Annotated in this window: 19 protein-coding genes; 15 read left to right on the top strand and 4 right to left on the bottom strand. The window is 53.7% G+C overall.

Annotated features, from left to right (window positions below):
- Positions 1 to 11: 11 nt before the first annotated feature.
- Complete coding sequence (locus JL719_RS20785; RefSeq protein WP_033157830.1) at positions 12 to 1,469, bottom strand: TrkH family potassium uptake protein; 1,458 nt, start codon at positions 1,467 to 1,469, stop codon at positions 12 to 14.
- A 278-nt stretch (positions 1,470 to 1,747) separates the two neighbouring features.
- Between JL719_RS20785 and JL719_RS20780 the strand changes: the two genes are divergently transcribed.
- Both JL719_RS20780 and JL719_RS20775 read left to right on the top strand, forming a co-directional pair.
- Entirely contained in the window at positions 1,748 to 2,269 is a 522-nt protein-coding gene (locus tag JL719_RS20780; protein WP_033157831.1) for a phosphatase PAP2 family protein, read from the top strand.
- Positions 2,269 to 3,309: an MJ1255/VC2487 family glycosyltransferase gene (locus tag JL719_RS20775; RefSeq protein ID WP_033157832.1), complete on the top strand. Its 1,041-nt coding sequence runs from the start codon at positions 2,269 to 2,271 to the stop codon at positions 3,307 to 3,309. Before JL719_RS20780 ends, JL719_RS20775 begins: the two co-directional genes overlap by 1 nt.
- Positions 3,310 to 3,316: 7 nt before the next feature.
- Here the strand turns inward: JL719_RS20775 and JL719_RS20770 are convergent, their stop codons facing one another.
- Positions 3,317 to 4,345 (bottom strand): efflux RND transporter periplasmic adaptor subunit, encoded by a 1,029-nt coding sequence (locus JL719_RS20770; protein ID WP_033157833.1) that lies wholly within the window; start codon positions 4,343 to 4,345, stop codon positions 3,317 to 3,319.
- Positions 4,346 to 4,511: 166 nt separating this feature from the next.
- On the opposite strand from JL719_RS20770, the gene gcvH reads away from it, so the two are divergent.
- The 9 genes from gcvH to JL719_RS20725 all read left to right on the top strand — a co-directional run bounded on the left by gcvH (position 4,512) and on the right by JL719_RS20725 (position 10,326).
- Positions 4,512 to 4,895: a glycine cleavage system protein GcvH gene (gcvH, locus tag JL719_RS20765; RefSeq protein WP_033157834.1), complete on the top strand. Its 384-nt coding sequence runs from the start codon at positions 4,512 to 4,514 to the stop codon at positions 4,893 to 4,895.
- Positions 4,896 to 4,904: 9 nt separating this feature from the next.
- Positions 4,905 to 5,264 (top strand): diacylglycerol kinase, encoded by a 360-nt coding sequence (locus JL719_RS20760; protein WP_033157835.1) that lies wholly within the window; start codon positions 4,905 to 4,907, stop codon positions 5,262 to 5,264.
- A gap of 103 nt (positions 5,265 to 5,367) precedes the next feature.
- Positions 5,368 to 6,300 (top strand): carbohydrate kinase family protein, encoded by a 933-nt coding sequence (locus JL719_RS20755; RefSeq protein ID WP_033157836.1) that lies wholly within the window; start codon positions 5,368 to 5,370, stop codon positions 6,298 to 6,300.
- Positions 6,297 to 7,112, top strand: coding sequence for a nucleoside triphosphate pyrophosphohydrolase (mazG, locus tag JL719_RS20750; RefSeq protein ID WP_174843463.1), 816 nt, complete (start codon positions 6,297 to 6,299; stop codon positions 7,110 to 7,112). The genes JL719_RS20755 and mazG overlap by 4 nt, the downstream gene beginning before the upstream one ends.
- Positions 7,113 to 7,212: 100 nt before the next feature.
- Positions 7,213 to 7,584 (top strand): hypothetical protein, encoded by a 372-nt coding sequence (locus tag JL719_RS20745; RefSeq protein ID WP_129871444.1) that lies wholly within the window; start codon positions 7,213 to 7,215, stop codon positions 7,582 to 7,584.
- A 102-nt stretch (positions 7,585 to 7,686) separates the two neighbouring features.
- On the top strand, positions 7,687 to 8,616 hold the full coding sequence (msrP, locus tag JL719_RS20740; protein ID WP_033157838.1) for a protein-methionine-sulfoxide reductase catalytic subunit MsrP: 930 nt from the start codon (positions 7,687 to 7,689) through the stop codon (positions 8,614 to 8,616).
- A gap of 2 nt (positions 8,617 to 8,618) precedes the next feature.
- Positions 8,619 to 9,251 carry a protein-methionine-sulfoxide reductase heme-binding subunit MsrQ gene (gene msrQ, locus JL719_RS20735; RefSeq protein WP_051670179.1) on the top strand — a complete coding sequence of 211 codons (633 nt, stop codon included), beginning with the start codon at positions 8,619 to 8,621 and terminating at the stop codon, positions 9,249 to 9,251.
- Between the two features lie 41 nt (positions 9,252 to 9,292).
- Positions 9,293 to 9,808, top strand: coding sequence for a 3'-5' exonuclease family protein (locus JL719_RS20730; RefSeq protein ID WP_033157839.1), 516 nt, complete (start codon positions 9,293 to 9,295; stop codon positions 9,806 to 9,808).
- Positions 9,809 to 9,996: 188 nt separating this feature from the next.
- On the top strand, positions 9,997 to 10,326 hold the full coding sequence (locus JL719_RS20725; RefSeq protein ID WP_033157840.1) for a hypothetical protein: 330 nt from the start codon (positions 9,997 to 9,999) through the stop codon (positions 10,324 to 10,326).
- A gap of 94 nt (positions 10,327 to 10,420) precedes the next feature.
- Here JL719_RS20725 and JL719_RS20720 read toward each other — a convergent pair whose 3' ends face one another.
- Positions 10,421 to 10,870: a hypothetical protein gene (locus JL719_RS20720; protein WP_033157841.1), complete on the bottom strand. Its 450-nt coding sequence runs from the start codon at positions 10,868 to 10,870 to the stop codon at positions 10,421 to 10,423.
- Between the two features lie 349 nt (positions 10,871 to 11,219).
- The gene (locus JL719_RS20715) at positions 11,220 to 11,384 is read right to left on the bottom strand and encodes a hypothetical protein (RefSeq protein ID WP_165385992.1); all 165 of its coding nucleotides are present in this window, start codon (positions 11,382 to 11,384) and stop codon (positions 11,220 to 11,222) included.
- Between JL719_RS20715 and JL719_RS20710 the strand changes: the two genes are divergently transcribed.
- The 4 genes from JL719_RS20710 (at position 11,383) to cybH (ending at position 15,281) form a co-directional block, all read left to right on the top strand.
- Positions 11,383 to 12,474: a hydrogenase small subunit gene (locus JL719_RS20710; RefSeq protein ID WP_174843462.1), complete on the top strand. Its 1,092-nt coding sequence runs from the start codon at positions 11,383 to 11,385 to the stop codon at positions 12,472 to 12,474. The two genes, JL719_RS20715 and JL719_RS20710, sit on opposite strands and share 2 nt — an antisense overlap.
- On the top strand, positions 12,474 to 14,270 hold the full coding sequence (locus JL719_RS20705; RefSeq protein WP_033157842.1) for a nickel-dependent hydrogenase large subunit: 1,797 nt from the start codon (positions 12,474 to 12,476) through the stop codon (positions 14,268 to 14,270). The genes JL719_RS20710 and JL719_RS20705 overlap by 1 nt, the downstream gene beginning before the upstream one ends.
- Positions 14,271 to 14,364: 94 nt before the next feature.
- On the top strand, positions 14,365 to 14,589 hold the full coding sequence (locus JL719_RS20700; protein ID WP_129871443.1) for a hypothetical protein: 225 nt from the start codon (positions 14,365 to 14,367) through the stop codon (positions 14,587 to 14,589).
- Positions 14,586 to 15,281 (top strand): Ni/Fe-hydrogenase, b-type cytochrome subunit, encoded by a 696-nt coding sequence (cybH, locus tag JL719_RS20695; RefSeq protein WP_033157844.1) that lies wholly within the window; start codon positions 14,586 to 14,588, stop codon positions 15,279 to 15,281. Before JL719_RS20700 ends, cybH begins: the two co-directional genes overlap by 4 nt.
- Positions 15,282 to 15,306: the final 25 nt, after the last annotated feature.

The following is a 15,306-nucleotide window of genomic DNA, read 5'->3' as shown; positions in this document are numbered from 1 at the left end:
GACGAATTGTACTATTTTCTCCAGAAAGTGGGTGTAAAAAGCACGATTAGCGTAAAGACTTCCAGGCGGCCGAGTAACATGGTTATTGCGCAAATCCAGGTTTGGAAATCACTGAGGCTGGCGTAACTATGTGATGGGCCTAGCTGGTTTAGGCCGGGGCCGGCGTTATTAATACAGGCGATTACGGCGCTAAGGGCGGAAATCGGGTCCAGTCCGGTAAAGATCAGGGTGAAAGTCATCACCACAATAGAAATGAAGTACAGAAAAATAAACGCCAGAACGGCGAAGATGATTTTGTTGGCAATCGGCGTGTCGCCAATCCGAATGGGATTGACCGCGCGGGGATGCAGCAGGCTGAACATTTCCCGTCCCGCCTGTTTCCAAAGCAGTAGGGTTCTGAACATCTTGATGCCGCCGCCGGTTGAGCCGGTGCAGGCGGTAATGCAGCTCAGGTAAAGCATCCACCACGGCACAAACGGCGGCCATGCGTCAAAATCCGCGCTCATCAACCCGCAGTCGGTGGCTATTGATACCAGGTTGAAGGTCACGTGGCGCAAACTGATAAAGAAATCAGGATAGGTATTGAAATGCCATAGATAGCCGCTGCAAAGCAAAATGCTGCCGGCTAACACACCCAACATTGGTATTGCTTCGGGGTCGGAGAGATAAGGCTTAAGGCTGCGATTGTGCAGTACGGTGTAGTGCGTGGCGAAATTCATCGCGGCGATCAACATGAAAATAGTCAGTACCAGTTCGATGGCTGCCGAATCGTAAAAGCTGATGCTGGCGTCATGCGTCGAAAACCCGCCCAAGCCGAGCGTGGCAAAGGAGTGGCAAATGGCATCAAACCAACCCATGCCGGCCAAATTCAATGCCAGGATACAGGCTAAGGTGGCGCCGGCGTAGACTAGCCAGAGCAAGCGGGCGGTTTCGGTGATGCGCGGGGTGATTTTGCTGTCCTTGACCGGGCCAGCGATCTCGGCTTTATACAACTGCATACCACCAACACCCAACAACGGCAAAATTGCCACGGCCAGGACGATGATGCCCAATCCACCTATCCAGTTTAGCTCGTGTCGCCAGAGGTTCAGTGACGGTGCCAAATTGTCCAGACCGACTAATACTGTGGCGCCGGTGGTGGTAAAGCCGGAAACGCATTCAAAAAAAGCGTCCGTGAACGACAGGCCGGGTATGCCCCAAATCAGCGGCAATGTGGCCGCGGAAGACATCAATACCCAGAACGAAGCTACCAGCAAGTAGCCGTCTCGGGTTTTCACATCGCCGCGAAAGCGCATCGTCACGCCCGAAAGCAGGCTGCCAATCCCTATATTCAGCGACATGCCGTTTACAAAGTGATCGACCATGCCATCCTCGAAATACAGCGAAGTGGCTATGGGTAGCGCGTAGGTCACGCCGAAGACCATCAAGATCAGGCCGAGTACAAAACCTATAGTGCAAAAACGTTGCATAGTGCCCTGATTAAAACCGAAAAGGTTTTGCCGTGTTGTTATAGATCGCCGGTCTCGAACGCGCCAAACAGCCGAGTGCGTCGCAGCCGGCAATTGTAACAAACAATCGCCGAAATGGGCCTGTCACATAAGCTTAAACAAAGCTTCATATTGTTGTCACAAAGCATCTCTAAGCTGGCCTCGTCATCAGGGATAAACGTGAAACGGAAAATCGACGATTTCCAACTGCTGCGTGAAGATCGCGGTCGACGCGCGCGGCAAACAACGAGGGCCAGACCATGAAGCTGATTTACTCCATTCATAAGTACGACGTGACGATGTTTACCTGGTTGAACAGCGTTGCCATCCATGCCTACCTAGTACGCTTTTGCCGCATGATTTCCCGCACCGCTGACGGTTTGCTGTATGTGCTTCTCGCGGCTTGGCTGTATTGGGATCAAGGCAGCAACGATGCGTTGTTACGCGCCATGATATTAGCGTTTCTAATCGAAAGACCGGTCTATACGCTGCTAAAAAAAGGCTTTAAACGCAACCGTCCGCAACAAGCGCTGCAGGATTTCAAGAGCGTGATTACGCCATCGGATCAATTCAGTTTCCCCTCCGGACATACCTCGGCCGCGTTCATGGTAGCCACCTTGCTAGGGTATTTTGCGCCGTCGTTGCTGCCGGCTCTTTATGTTTGGGCCGCGCTGGTCGGTTTTTCCAGAGTGGTTTTGGGCGTGCATTTTCCCACCGACACGCTGATGGGCGTGGTCTTGGGGGTTGGCGCGGCAATTTTTAGTCTCAATTACATTTTATGATGAAAATTTTTTATGGTGTGCAAGGCACGGGCAATGGTCACATCACCCGCGCCCGAGTGATGGCGAAAGAACTGTATGCGGCGGGTTTTGATGTGACCTTCCAATTTACCGGCCGGCGGGCGGACAAATACTTCGATATGGAAGTATTCAACGGCTATCAAGTCAAAACCGGCTTGACCTTTAACACCCATAACGGCCAGGTCAGTTACGTAAAAACCGCGTTGGAGGCCAGTCCTATCCGCTTTATCAGAGACATCAGCAGCCTGGACTTAAGCGCTTACGATTTGGTGATCAGTGATTTCGAGCCGGTCACAGCCTGGGCGGCAAGGCGGCAAAAGAAAAAAGTCTTGGGTGTCGGCCATCAATACGCCTTTGGACACAAAATTCCCCGGGCCGGCGGCGATCCGATTGCCGAGCAGGTGATGAAGTATTTTGCCCCGGCGGACATCGGCATAGGTCTGCACTGGCACCATTTCGGCCAACCGATTTTGCCGCCGATTATCGAAACCCCGGCGTTTCCGCAAAACACCCAGGCCAATAAAATATTGGTGTATTTGCCTTTCGAAGATCCGCAAGTAGTGGTTAAGCTGCTGTGCCCATTCGAAAATTTTGAGTTTCATGTGTACTCGCCGGAACCGGCGGTGTCGAAATATCCGCACATCGTTTGCAAGCAACTGTCCAGAGCAGGTTTCCAGAGGGATTTGTACGATTGCGCCGGCATCATCAGCAATGCGGGCTTCGAATTGGCCAGCGAGTCCTTGCAATTGGGCAAGAAGATCCTGGTCAAGCCATTGCACGCGCAAATGGAGCAGATTTCCAACGCCGAAGCATTAAAGCAACTGGGCTACGGCCATACGATGTTTGATTTGGATGACGCGGTGATCGAGGACTGGCTGCACAATCCCCATGCGGTGCATGTCACCTATCCCAATATCGCTAAAGTGATCGTGCAGTGGCTCCAGGATGGCATGCCGGCGATGGATGCGGAGTTTACAGAGCGGGTTTGGGAATCGGTCCAGGTGTTGCAGATAAAACACTAAGCCGGCTCTAATCCTTGTCCTCGTCCGGTATCAGGCCTTTCAATTGTTGCGATAACAGCGTTTGCGCGCCGGTGGTCACTATTTCTTCGCCGGGCCGCAAATCGCCGGCGACGAAATAACCTTGGCTATTGCTGCTGTATTGCTTGAGCGCTCGGCGGCTGAAATGCTCCGCATCGGTTTTGATAAACACAAAAGCCTGACCCAGATGCCAGACCAAGGCCGGTTGCGGGATATTGACGCCGCTACTGGCTTGGCCGCCCTCTGGAATCCAGGCGGTAATATGGGTGCCGAAGGGCAGGCGGCAGTCCGCGCATTTGAAAAAATAACGCGGGCCTTGCGACACAGGGTCGACTTGCGGCGAGGCGGAAATCAGCGCGGCGGGCAAGGCGGCTTGGCGCTGGCCGCGTTCGTGGATATGAATAAGTTTGACGCCGGGATCGAGCCGGCTATTCGCGGGCAGGGTGATTTGCAGTAACTGGGCGCGATGTTCCAGCAGTTGCATGGCGTTTTTATCCTGAGCATGGGTAAACCAGTTGCTCAGGGTGTCGCCCCACACTAGGCGGCTGTTGGCTGCTATGAGTTGCTGCTGATAGCTGTTGGCAGCCAGATTGGCTTTGTCCGCCTGCCAGATAGCTTGCTGTTCCTGCAAGCGGCGGGTGGAAACGATGTCCTGTTGATGCAGGTCGCGGGTGCGGTTCAGGTTTTGCGCCGCTTCGCTGTAACGGGCTTGGGCGCTGTCTTGCTGGGCGCTGGCGGCCAGGAATTGCTGGCGGATGCTCAGCAGTGGTTCCGGATTGACCACCGTGCCGTAAGCGGCAAATTCGGGCGTTTGTTTAACCACTACCAGTGTTTGGGTTTGAATGCCGGCCCGCTTTTGCGCGGCGCTGTTCAGCTGTAACACGTCGCCGGCGGCGTTGCCGTCGGCCGGTTTAGTTCGGTCGGTGCTTGCGGGGGCGTCGTCATCGTCCGCCCTGGCGGCGGTCGGAGTCAGGCTAACAAAGCCAAGCCAGCCTGCTAGGAAAAGTGCTATGCGCATGAATTTTGTTGAATGTAGTTTGACGTCTTAATGGCCGAACTTGTTGTAAGTGCTTCCCATAGAGTCGGGATTATAAAGTTTGGGCTGGCGTCTGTAATTTTTTGTTGTGTTAAAAAAATAGCCGGTTATCCTTTCGGATTACTGTGACGGCTTGAGGGAAATGCAAATGAGTGAAACACCTGAAAATTTGAAATATGCGCAAACCCATGAATGGGCCAAGCTGGAAGACGGCAATCTGGTGCGCGTCGGTATCACCGACTTCGCGCAGTCCGAATTGGGCGACATCGTTTTTATCGGCTTGCCGGATGTCGGCCGGGTCGTAAAAGCGGGCGAACAACTGGCGGTGGTGGAATCGGTCAAAACAGCTTCCGATTTGTTCAGCCCGGTCAGCGGCAGCGTGGTTGAAGTTAACGAAGCGGTGACAGACGAGCCGGAGTTGGTAAACGACGGCGCGTATCAAACCTGGCTGTTTTGCATCAAAGCCGATAACCCGGCGGAACTGGAACAATTAATGGATGCCGATGGTTATCGGACCCTGATCGAGGAGTAGGAATAAGTAATGGCAAATCAAAATGCAAAGGGACTTAAGCGGCTGATTAACGCCTGCTTTTTTTCGGTCGCCGGCTTTAAGGCTACCTGGCAGCACGAGGAAGCGTTTCGTCAGGAAGTGGCCTTGTTCGTGGTCACAACGCCGCTGGCGATCTGGCTGGGGCAAACCGCTATCGAAAAAGTCTTGTTAATCGGCAGCGTGGTTTTGGTGTTGCTGGTGGAGTTGCTGAATTCCGCGGTAGAAGCGGTCGTGGACAGGGTCGGTTTCGAGCATCACGAGTTATCCGGACGCGCCAAGGACATAGGCTCGGCGGCAGTCATGTTGTCCTTGATTTGGGCCGGCGTGACCTGGGCGTTGATTCTTTTGTAAGGGATAAAGGCAAGGAGAGCGGCTGATTTTGTCGCTTTCGTCTTGTGCCTGTTTCAAACATCCGTTACCTTAAGGCGGCTAAAATCGTCAAACAAGGATAATAATGAGTGCATTGATCTGTGGCTCCATGGCCTACGACACCATCATGGTGTTTCACGACAAATTTAAACATCACATCCTCCCCGAGAAAGTACACATGCTTAACGTGTCTTTCCTGGTGCCGGCCTTGCGCCGCGAATACGGCGGTTGCGCCGGTAACATTGCTTATAACCTGAAATTGTTGCAGGAAGAGCCGTCTATCATGGCGACCGTCGGCCACGATTTCGAACCCTACGCCCAATGGCTGAGCCAATGCGGCATTTCCAGCCGTTATATCAAGGTGCTGGACGATCATTACACCGGTCAAGCCTATATCACCACCGATGTAGACGATAACCAAATTACCGCTTTCCATCCCGGTGCCATGAGTTTTTCGCATTTAAATACCGTGCCGTCTGACTCGGGCATTACCATTGGTATCGTCTCCCCGGACGGTAAGCAAGGCATGCAAGAGCACGCCCAGCAATTCGCCGAGCAAGGCATTCCGTTTATTTTCGATCCCGGCCAAGGCATGCCGATGTTTGATGGCGAAGAATTGTTGGCGTTCCTGGAACTGGCTAATTACGCCACCTTTAACGACTATGAGTCGGAGTTGATGCAGCAGCGCACAGGCCTGACGTTGGAGCAAATTGCCGAAAAAGTCGACGCCTTGATCATCACCTTGGGCGGTAACGGTTCCAAGGTATACACGCGCGGCGAAGTGATCGATATTCCGCCCGCCAAGCCCAAACAACTGCTGGACCCCACCGGCTGCGGAGACGCTTATCGGGCTGGTCTGCTGTATGGTCTGATCAACGATTACGATTGGGATGTTACCGGGCGGATTGCTTCACTGTTGGGCGCGATCAAAATTGAGCACAATGGCACCCAGAACCACACCTTCACGATGGCGGAGTTCAAAAAACGCTATCAGGATACCTTCGGTTCGACATTTTGAGTTTGACGAAAACCCAGGAATTGCTGGCGTTGATGGCCCGCTTGCGCGACCCTGAGAGGGGTTGCGCCTGGGACGTCAAGCAGGATTTCCATAGCCTGATTCCCTACACCATCGAAGAAGCCTATGAGGTGGCCGACGCCATCGAACGTAACGATTTCGACGATTTACGTGGCGAATTGGGCGACCTGTTGCTGCAAGTAGTGTTTCACTCGCAAATTGCCGATGAGCGCGGTTTGTTCGATTTCGAGCAAGTCGCGGCGGCGATTAGCAATAAGTTGGTGAGTCGGCATCCGCATGTCTTCGCCGATGCGAAGTTTGAGACTGACGAACAGCGCCAACAAGCTTGGGACGCAGCCAAGGCGCAAGAACGCCGCTTGAAACAGCCTGCGCAGCACACCGAAAGTGTGTTGGCCGGCGTCGCGCAAAGCCTGCCGGCGCTGGTGCAGTGCGAGAAAATTCAAAATCGCGCGGCCAGCCACGGTTTCGATTGGCCGGAAACCGAGCCGGTATTCGACAAAGTGCGCGAGGAGTTGCAGGAAGTCCACGAAGCTTGGCAGTCCGGCGATCAAGCCCATATCCAGGAGGAAATCGGCGATTTGTTGTTGGTGGTCGTCAATCTGGCTCGGCACCTGAAAGTCAATCCGGAAATCGCCTTGCGCGAAGCCACTAAAAAATTCACCCGCCGCTTCAATTACATCGAAAAGCAAGTGGAAGCCTCCGGTCGCGAGCTGCGCGATTGCGAATTGGCGGAACTGGACGGCTTATGGGATGAAGCCAAACGTCACTTAAAGCAATTGCAGCCCCATGGCTAGTCGGCGTAGTAGTGATTCCAGTCGCCCGATATACCTGGCGTGTTATTTGAGTTTGCTTTTTAGCGTTTGGGCATACAGTGAAACAGCCGCGGCCGAATTATTGGGCACAATCTCAGACGACACCGCGCCTATTGTTAGGCCGCTAGAACCTAAAACCGGTAAAAACGAAGACCGGAAAATTATCTATCGAGTCATTTGCTCACCTGAAGATCAAGACTTGCCGGACTGCGACCGGGCAGCCGTTGATGACGGCAGCGACGCTGCCATATTGCCGATGCCGGATTTGCCGCCGGATAGCGCGGATCTGGCAGAGCAGTCTGCGCAAACTGACGCCGCGAAAGTGACAGCGGAGGAAAATCCACGGAAATCCGCGCATAAAAAAGTCGCCAAGCCCGGTAAGTTCGCAAAAAAGACGGCCACAAAAAAGGCGGCAGCCAAAAAGTCGGACAGCAAGAAAAAGCCACATAAATAGAGCGGATGGCCATAACAAAGCCCGTGGCCTGATTTTGCCGCAAGCGGAACTGCCGGCCCGGTTTACGGTCGAGTGGTTCTAAACTTTTCAAGAGGCGTCCCCATGAAACTTCCCGGCATCCCCGCAATTCCTGCTTCCGAAATCACGCCGCGCGAGCTGTTTTACCAACGCCGGCATTTCATGCAGTTGGCACTTGGCGGCTCTACCGCCTTAATTGCCGGCGCTGCTTTTGGCGGCGAAAAGCTGGCAAGCAGTCTCTCCGAAGCTTACGGCCTGACCGATAAATTGACGCCTCTGGAAGACGTCAGCCAATACAATAATTTCTACGAATTCGATACCGGCAAGGAAGGTCCGGCCAAAATGGCCGGCCGTCTGAAAACCCGGCCCTGGACGGTGAGTGTCGAAGGCGAAGTCCGGAAACCCAAACAATTTGCCATCGAAGATTTGCTGAAATTGGCGCCGATGCAGGAGCGCATTTATCGCCTGCGTTGCGTGGAGGCTTGGTCGATGGTCATTCCCTGGCTGGGTTATCCGTTAGCGGAGCTGCTGAAACAAGTGGAGCCAACCAGCGAGGCGCGTTATGTGGAATTCGTCAGCCTGCACGACCCCGAGCAACTGCCCGGCCAAAGGCGGGCGGTATTGGAGTGGCCGTACCGGGAAGGTCTGCGGATTGATGAAGCCATGCATCCGCTGGCTCTACTGACCTTTGGTTTGTACGGCGAAGTGTTGCCAAATCAAAACGGCGCACCGGTCAGAATGGTGGTGCCGTGGAAATACGGTTTCAAAAGCGCCAAATCCATCGTCAAGATTCGCTTGCTCAAGCAGCAGCCCACGACCAGTTGGATGCAAGCCGGCCCCAGCGAATACGGCTTTTACGCCAACGTCAACCCGGAAGTCGATCACCCACGCTGGAGCCAAGCCAAGGAGCGCCGCTTGGGCGAGTTTCTAAAACGGCCGACCTTGCCATTCAATGGCTATGCCGAGCAAGTGGCCGGTTTGTATGCCGGGATGGATTTGGCTAAAAACTTTTGACTGTGAATTGGAAAGCGCTTGACGATACTCGCCTGCGGCGTCTAAAACCGCTGGTGTTTTTGGCGGCTTTACTGCCCCTGGGGTTATTGCTGACGGCGGCCTGGCAAGATCAATTGGGTGCTAATCCCATCGAAAAAATCACCCACAATACCGGTTATTGGACCTTGACGTTTTTGCTGATCAGTCTCGGCGTCACGCCCCTCCGGCAGCTGAGTGGCGCAAATTGGCTGGTCCGGCTCAGGCGTATGCTGGGCTTGTTTGCATTTTTTTATGCTTGCCTGCATTTTTCGACGTATTTGGTGTTGGACCAGTTTTTCGATTGGTCGGCTATAGCCAAGGACATCCTGAAGCGCCCATACATTACCGTGGGCTTTGCGGCGTTTGTGCTACTGATTCTGCTGGCGGTAACCTCTACCAACGCCATGCAGCGCCGGCTCGGCGGCAAAAACTGGAAACGCTTGCACCGTTTGGTTTACCCGATTGCCGCGGCCGGCGTGGTGCATTTTGCTTGGCTGGTCAAAAAAGATCTGAGCCGGCCGTTGCTGTTCGGCGGCATACTGGTTTTGTTACTGGCTTTGCGCTGGTTTTATAAAATTAAATCGGCCCGTTTACGTCGATCTTATTCGTCGATTTAGGCTAGGCTTACACGTTTTACGATTTGCAAAGGGATGCTCAGTTGCAAACCATCAGACCGAATGTCATCGATTTTGAAGCCTCCGGGTTTGGCTTCGATAGTTATCCCATCGAAGTAGGCGTGGTATTGGGAAACGGGCAAAAATATTGCGCGCTGATCAAGCCTGCCAGCGATTGGACTCACTGGGATGCGCAGGCTGAGTGCGTGCATGGCCTCAGTCGGGAGATCTTAATCAATTATGGAAAACCCGTCGCCCTGGTGGCCAGCGAATTGAATGATTTTTTAGCCGGTAAAACGGTGTATAGCGATGGCTGGGTGGTCGATAAGCCATGGTTATCTCGCTTGTTCTTCCGCTGCGGCGTACAGCCGGGTTTTTATCTCAGCGCGTTGGAAATGATATTAAAAGAAGCGCAAATGGACATCTGGAGCCAAACCAAACGGCAAGTGATGCAGGATATGGCCTTGTTGCGGCATCGGGCCAGCACCGATGCCTTAATCATTCAGGAAACCTATGCCCGTACCCGGCAATTGATCAGCGGTGGTTTAGCGCCGGCTTGATCTTGGATTGATTGTTAAAATTAGCTTCTTGGCGCTAACGAATCTGCCTAAAGTTGATAACTGGCCTTGGCCTTGATAGCCTATGCCGCCGGTCGAAGCTTAGCGGCGTATGCGGCGGAAAAGAATTAGAGCCAGGGTTGGCGCCAACCCGATAATTATAATAAACGAGAAAATCGAGAGCTCGCATCATGAAACTGGAAACCCAATTTAGCAATCAACAACTCAAACGTATCAACGTTCAGGGGATTTTGTACATGTGTTCCTGCCCGTCGCAAGTGGGCGGACAGATCGATAGCTTGCGTAAACTGTTCGATTACCAAGCCCATTGTTCAGAGCGCAGTGGCAGCGAGGTGCAAACCAGAGTGCATCAACGCATTGCCGAGGCCACGCAACAAGCCCATTTGATCATGGAAGAATGCCTGAAAGATGTGCTGGAGCTGGAAGGCTGGGATCCGGAAACCCTGGAAATGCCGGCCGGTCTGCGGACTTTGCTGGAACAAGAAATAGACGGCGAATAAGCCTGGGCCGGCAGTTCCTTTGCCGGGAGTGTGAGCGGATGAATCTCTGGGCTAGGGATTATTTATCCGAACGGCGGGCGCGAGGCCCTATTCCTCATTGCCCGTATTTCTTTTCCAATTCCCGAGACAGGGCGTCGGCTTCTTCATCGGACATATTTTCCAATTCCTGCAGGCTTTTGCCGGTTACTTGTTTTACCGCCGCTGCGCCTTGGCCTTGGCTAAGCGCACTGCGAGCTTCCTGAGCCAAGCGATTGGCCTCGTCTGTGGTTTGCTTGATCTTGGCGTCGTACAAACGATTCACTTCCGCATCCGATTTGCCCTTGGCTGCCGCCCCCAGGTTTTTGCGTTTGCTGTCCATCATTTCCTGGTTGGCTTTGGCATTCGCGGCGTCGATCATTTTTTGCGCCTCCCGTTGCTTGGCTTGTTCGGCGCGTTGCGTGGCTTCCCGCTGTGCTTGTTCTTGCGCTTCCAGTTCTGGGTCCCAATCGGCCAAGACATGGGTGTTACATAAAGTCAGTAACATGAGCATGATAAAGCGGTTCATAGGGGGCTCCTGGTGTTGTTTCAGCTTAATTATTTTGGGTTGGTCCAGTCTCAAAGGCTTTGCGGACGTTTATTCACTGTAGCCGCCCCTCCTCAGACCTGTCAACCAAGTGCGGAGAGGTTTTTCGCCGCCATTCTTAACTCAACCTCAATGTCGTATTTCCGCCAATTTCGCGTGGTTTTGTGGGCTTTGTTGCTTAGCAGACAGGAGTAGAGCAAGGTTAAATGCTAATTGTCACACGATCTTAAAGGTTTTAGCGCTATCCGCTGATCGGCATGGATGTTGCTGATGGATGGCGGGGCAACGCCGGTCTTAAACGAGCAGGATGTTGTCGTCCAAATAATAACAATCAAAGGTTTTCAACCGTTTGCGCAAATGGTGGACGGCATAGCTGCACGGGCGGTTTTGAAAACTTGCTGTTGAAGGTCTGGATAACAACAAGCAACGCCTCAGCTCGCGTGCCGTCGTCAAGCCAGTCACTTTGATTAGCCATAACGACGACTGGAGTATCCATGATCGAAACCTTTTACGATGTGATGCGCAGGCAAGGCATCACCCGCCGCAGTTTTCTGAAATTCTGCAGTTTAACGGCTGCCTCGCTGGGCTTGTCGCCGGCTTTCGCGCCGAAAATCGCCCATGCGATGGAAACCAAGCCGCGCATCCCAGTGTTGTGGTTACACGGCCTGGAATGCACCTGCTGCTCAGAATCCTTCATCCGTTCCGGTCACCCCTTAGCCAAAGACGTGATTTTGTCGATGTTGTCGCTGGATTACGACGACACCATCATGGCTGCAGCTGGTCATAACGCCGAAGCCATCGTCACCGAGATCGTCGAAAAATACAAAGGCAACTACATCCTGGCCGTGGAAGGCAATCCGCCGCTGGCCGAAGACGGCATGTATTGCATTATTGGCGGCAAGCCATTTGTTGAGCAACTCAAATATGCCGCCGAGAGTTGCAAGGCCATCATTTCCTGGGGTTCTTGTGCCTCCTGGGGTTGCGTACAAGCCGCCAAGCCTAATCCAACCCGCGCCACGCCGGTCCATAAAGTCCCCGGCTTGGCCGACAAACCTATTATTAAGGTGCCTGGTTGCCCACCGATTGCTGAAGTGATGACCGCCGTGGTGGCTTATCTATTAACGTTCGATAAACTGCCGACGCTGGACAAACAAGGCCGGCCGCAGATGTTCTATAGCCAGCGCATTCACGACAAATGCTACAGACGGCCACATTTCGACGCCGGTCAATTCGTCGAGCAATGGGACGACGAAGCCGCTCGCCAGGGTCACTGCCTGTACAAAATGGGTTGCAAGGGGCCAACCACGTATAACGCCTGCTCCACAGTGAAATGGAACGAAGGCACCTCGTTTCCGATTCAGTCCGGTCATGGCTGTATCGGTTGTTCCGAAGACGGTTTCTGGGATAAAGGCAGCTTTTACGACCGCCTCACCGGCATCAATCAATTCGGTATCGAAGCCAACGCCGATGTGGTCGGCGGCACCGCCGCCGCGATTGTCGGGGCCGGTGTTGCCGCGCATGCCGGTTTGACCGCTTTAAACAATGCCAAACAAGCCGGGGATAAACAATCAGGAGCGCAGCAATAATGACAGTCCGAAACACCCCCAACGGTTTTAATTTAAACGATGCCGGCCGCCGTGTGGTGGTCGATCCGGTCACTCGCATCGAAGGCCACATGCGCTGCGAAGTCAATATCGACGACGACAACATCATCCGTAACGCTATCTCCAGCGGCACCATGTGGCGCGGGCTGGAAGTGATTTTAAAAGGCCGCGATCCGCGCGACGCCTGGGCCTTCGTACAACGTATCTGCGGTGTTTGCACCGGTACTCACGCGCTGACCTCGGTGCGCGCGGTCGAGGATGCCTTGAAAATCAAGATCCCGGAAAATGCCAACTCGATCCGCAACATCATGCAGCTCAGTCTGCAAGCACACGATCACTTGGTGCATTTTTATCATTTGCATGCCTTGGATTGGGTGAATCCCGTCAATGCTCTGAAGGCTGATCCGGTCGCAACCTCGGCTTTGCAGCAACAGATTTCGCCGAGCAATCCCAAGTCTTCGCCAGGCTATTTTCGCGACACCCAAAACCGTCTGAAAAAGTTCGTTGAATCCGGTCAACTGGGTCCGTTCAAGAACGGCTACTGGACCAATCCGGCCTATTTGCTGCCGCCGGAAGCCGATTTGTTGGCGGTCACGCATTATCTGGAAGCGCTGGATTTTCAAAAAGACATCATGAAAATCCGCACCATCTTCGGCGGCAAAGATCCGCATCCGAATTGGCTGGTGGGTGGCGTGCCTTGTGCGATCAATCTGGACGGCGTCGGCGCGGTCGGTGCGGTGAACATGGAGCGCTTGAACCTGATTTCGTCGATTATTGACCGCACCATCACCTTTATCGACCAGGTCTATATTCCGGATTTACTGGCGATTGCGGAGTTCTACAAAGGCTGGATGTACGGCGGTGGTTTGGCCGGGGCCAGCATGCTGTCTTACGGCGACATCCCGGACAAAGCCAACGACTATTCTGCCGCTAACTTGTTGATGCCGCGCGGCGCGATCATCAACGGCGATCTGACGAAAGTCCACGAAGTGGACTTGACCGATCCCGAGCAAATTAAGGAATACGTACCGCACTCCTGGTATAAATACCCGGACGAAGCGCTAGGCTTGCATCCTTGGGAGGGCATCACCGAACCGAACTATAAAATCGGCGCCAAAACCAAGGGCGACCGCACCAATATTCAGGAGCTGGACGAAAGCGCCAAATATTCCTGGATCAAAGCTCCACGCTGGCGCGGCCATGCTATGGAAGTGGGGCCGTTGGCGCGCTATGTCATCGGCTATGCGCAAGGCAACAAAGAAATGACTGAGCAGATCAACTTTGTCCTGAAAACTCTGGACGTGCCGGTCAGCGCCTTGTTCTCGACCTTGGGCAGAACCGCTGCGCGTGGCCTGGAAGCGCAATGGGCTGCCGGCAAGATGCGTTATTTCATGGACAAACTAATCACCAATCTGAAAACCGGCGATCTCAGCACGGCTAATGTCGAGCGTTGGGACCCGGAAACCTGGCCGAGCAGCGTCAAAGGCGTCGGTTTCACCGAGGCCCCGCGTGGCGCCTTGGGTCATTGGTTGAAAATCGAAGATACCAAAATCGCCAACTATCAATGCGTGGTGCCGACCACCTGGAACGGTTCGCCGCGCGACGAGCAAGGCAATATCGGTGCGTTCGAGGCTTCGTTGATGAACACTAAAGTCGAGGTGCCGGACGAACCGGTGGAAATTTTGCGCACGCTGCATAGTTTCGACCCTTGTCTGGCTTGCTCAACGCATGTGATGAGTCCGGACGGTACGGAATTGACACGGGTGAAAGTCCGATAACCATAAAAATGTAGGGCGGATAAGCGTAGCGCATCCGCCTTTTTCAAATTCCATGGTGGATGCGTTTGCCTTATCCACCCTACCGGGAGAGCTTATGAACAAAATATTGCCATCCATCGCCTTGTTACTGGTTTTCGGCCAAGCCGAAGCCCACAGCCACCCCGGCATCGATGCCTTGACGCACAGCCTGGAACATATGCTGACCGCTTACTCGGCCTGGCTGCCGCATCTGTTTACAGCAGTTTTATCGATAGCGGCGGCAGCACTGCTGCGTAGCCTTTGGCTTCGCAGCAAAGCATTGGGCCGGAGACCGCAATGAGCGCACCACTCGCTCCGGTTTACGTTTACGAACTGCCGGTTCGACTCTGGCATGCTATCAATGCGCTGGCGATCACCGTGCTGGCTGTAAGCGGCTATTTGATCGCATCGCCATTATCTTCAACGGTCGGCGAAGCCTCCGAGCATTTTCTGATGGGCTATATTCGCTTCGCGCATTTTGCCGCGGGCTATGTGTTGGCGATCGGTTTACTGGGGCGTTTGTACTGGGCCTATGCGGGCAACGAACATGCTCGGCAGATCTTTCTGCCGCCCTTGCTGCAAGCGCATTTTTGGGACGGCGTTTTGCAGGAACTGTTGTGGTATGCGTTTTTGACCAAAGCACCGCGCCACTACATCGGTCACAACCCGCTGGCAATCTTGGCGATGCATTTTGTATTGGTGTGGGGTTCCTTGTTCATGATCTTCACCGGCTTTGCCTTGTATGGCGAAGGCGAGGGGCAGGGCAGTTGGCAATATGCGCTGTTCAGTAGTTGGTTGCTGCCGCTGTTCGGCGACAGTCAAACCGTGCACACCTGGCACCATCTGGTGATGTGGTTCATCGTCTGTTTCGTGCTGATTCATATTTATGTCGCGGTGCGCGAGGACAAATTATCCGGGCAGAGCATGCTGTCCACCATTGCGACCGGCTGGCGGACCTTTAAAGATGACAAGCCGGTGGACGATGCGCATTAAATTCGTAGGGTGGGCACTGTTTTGG

The organism is Methylomonas sp. LW13, assembly GCF_016865255.1.
Classification (GTDB): domain Bacteria; phylum Pseudomonadota; class Gammaproteobacteria; order Methylococcales; family Methylomonadaceae; genus Methylomonas.
The sequence above is the reverse complement of the archived record's forward strand: the minus strand, read 5'-3'. Positions and strand labels throughout refer to the sequence as shown.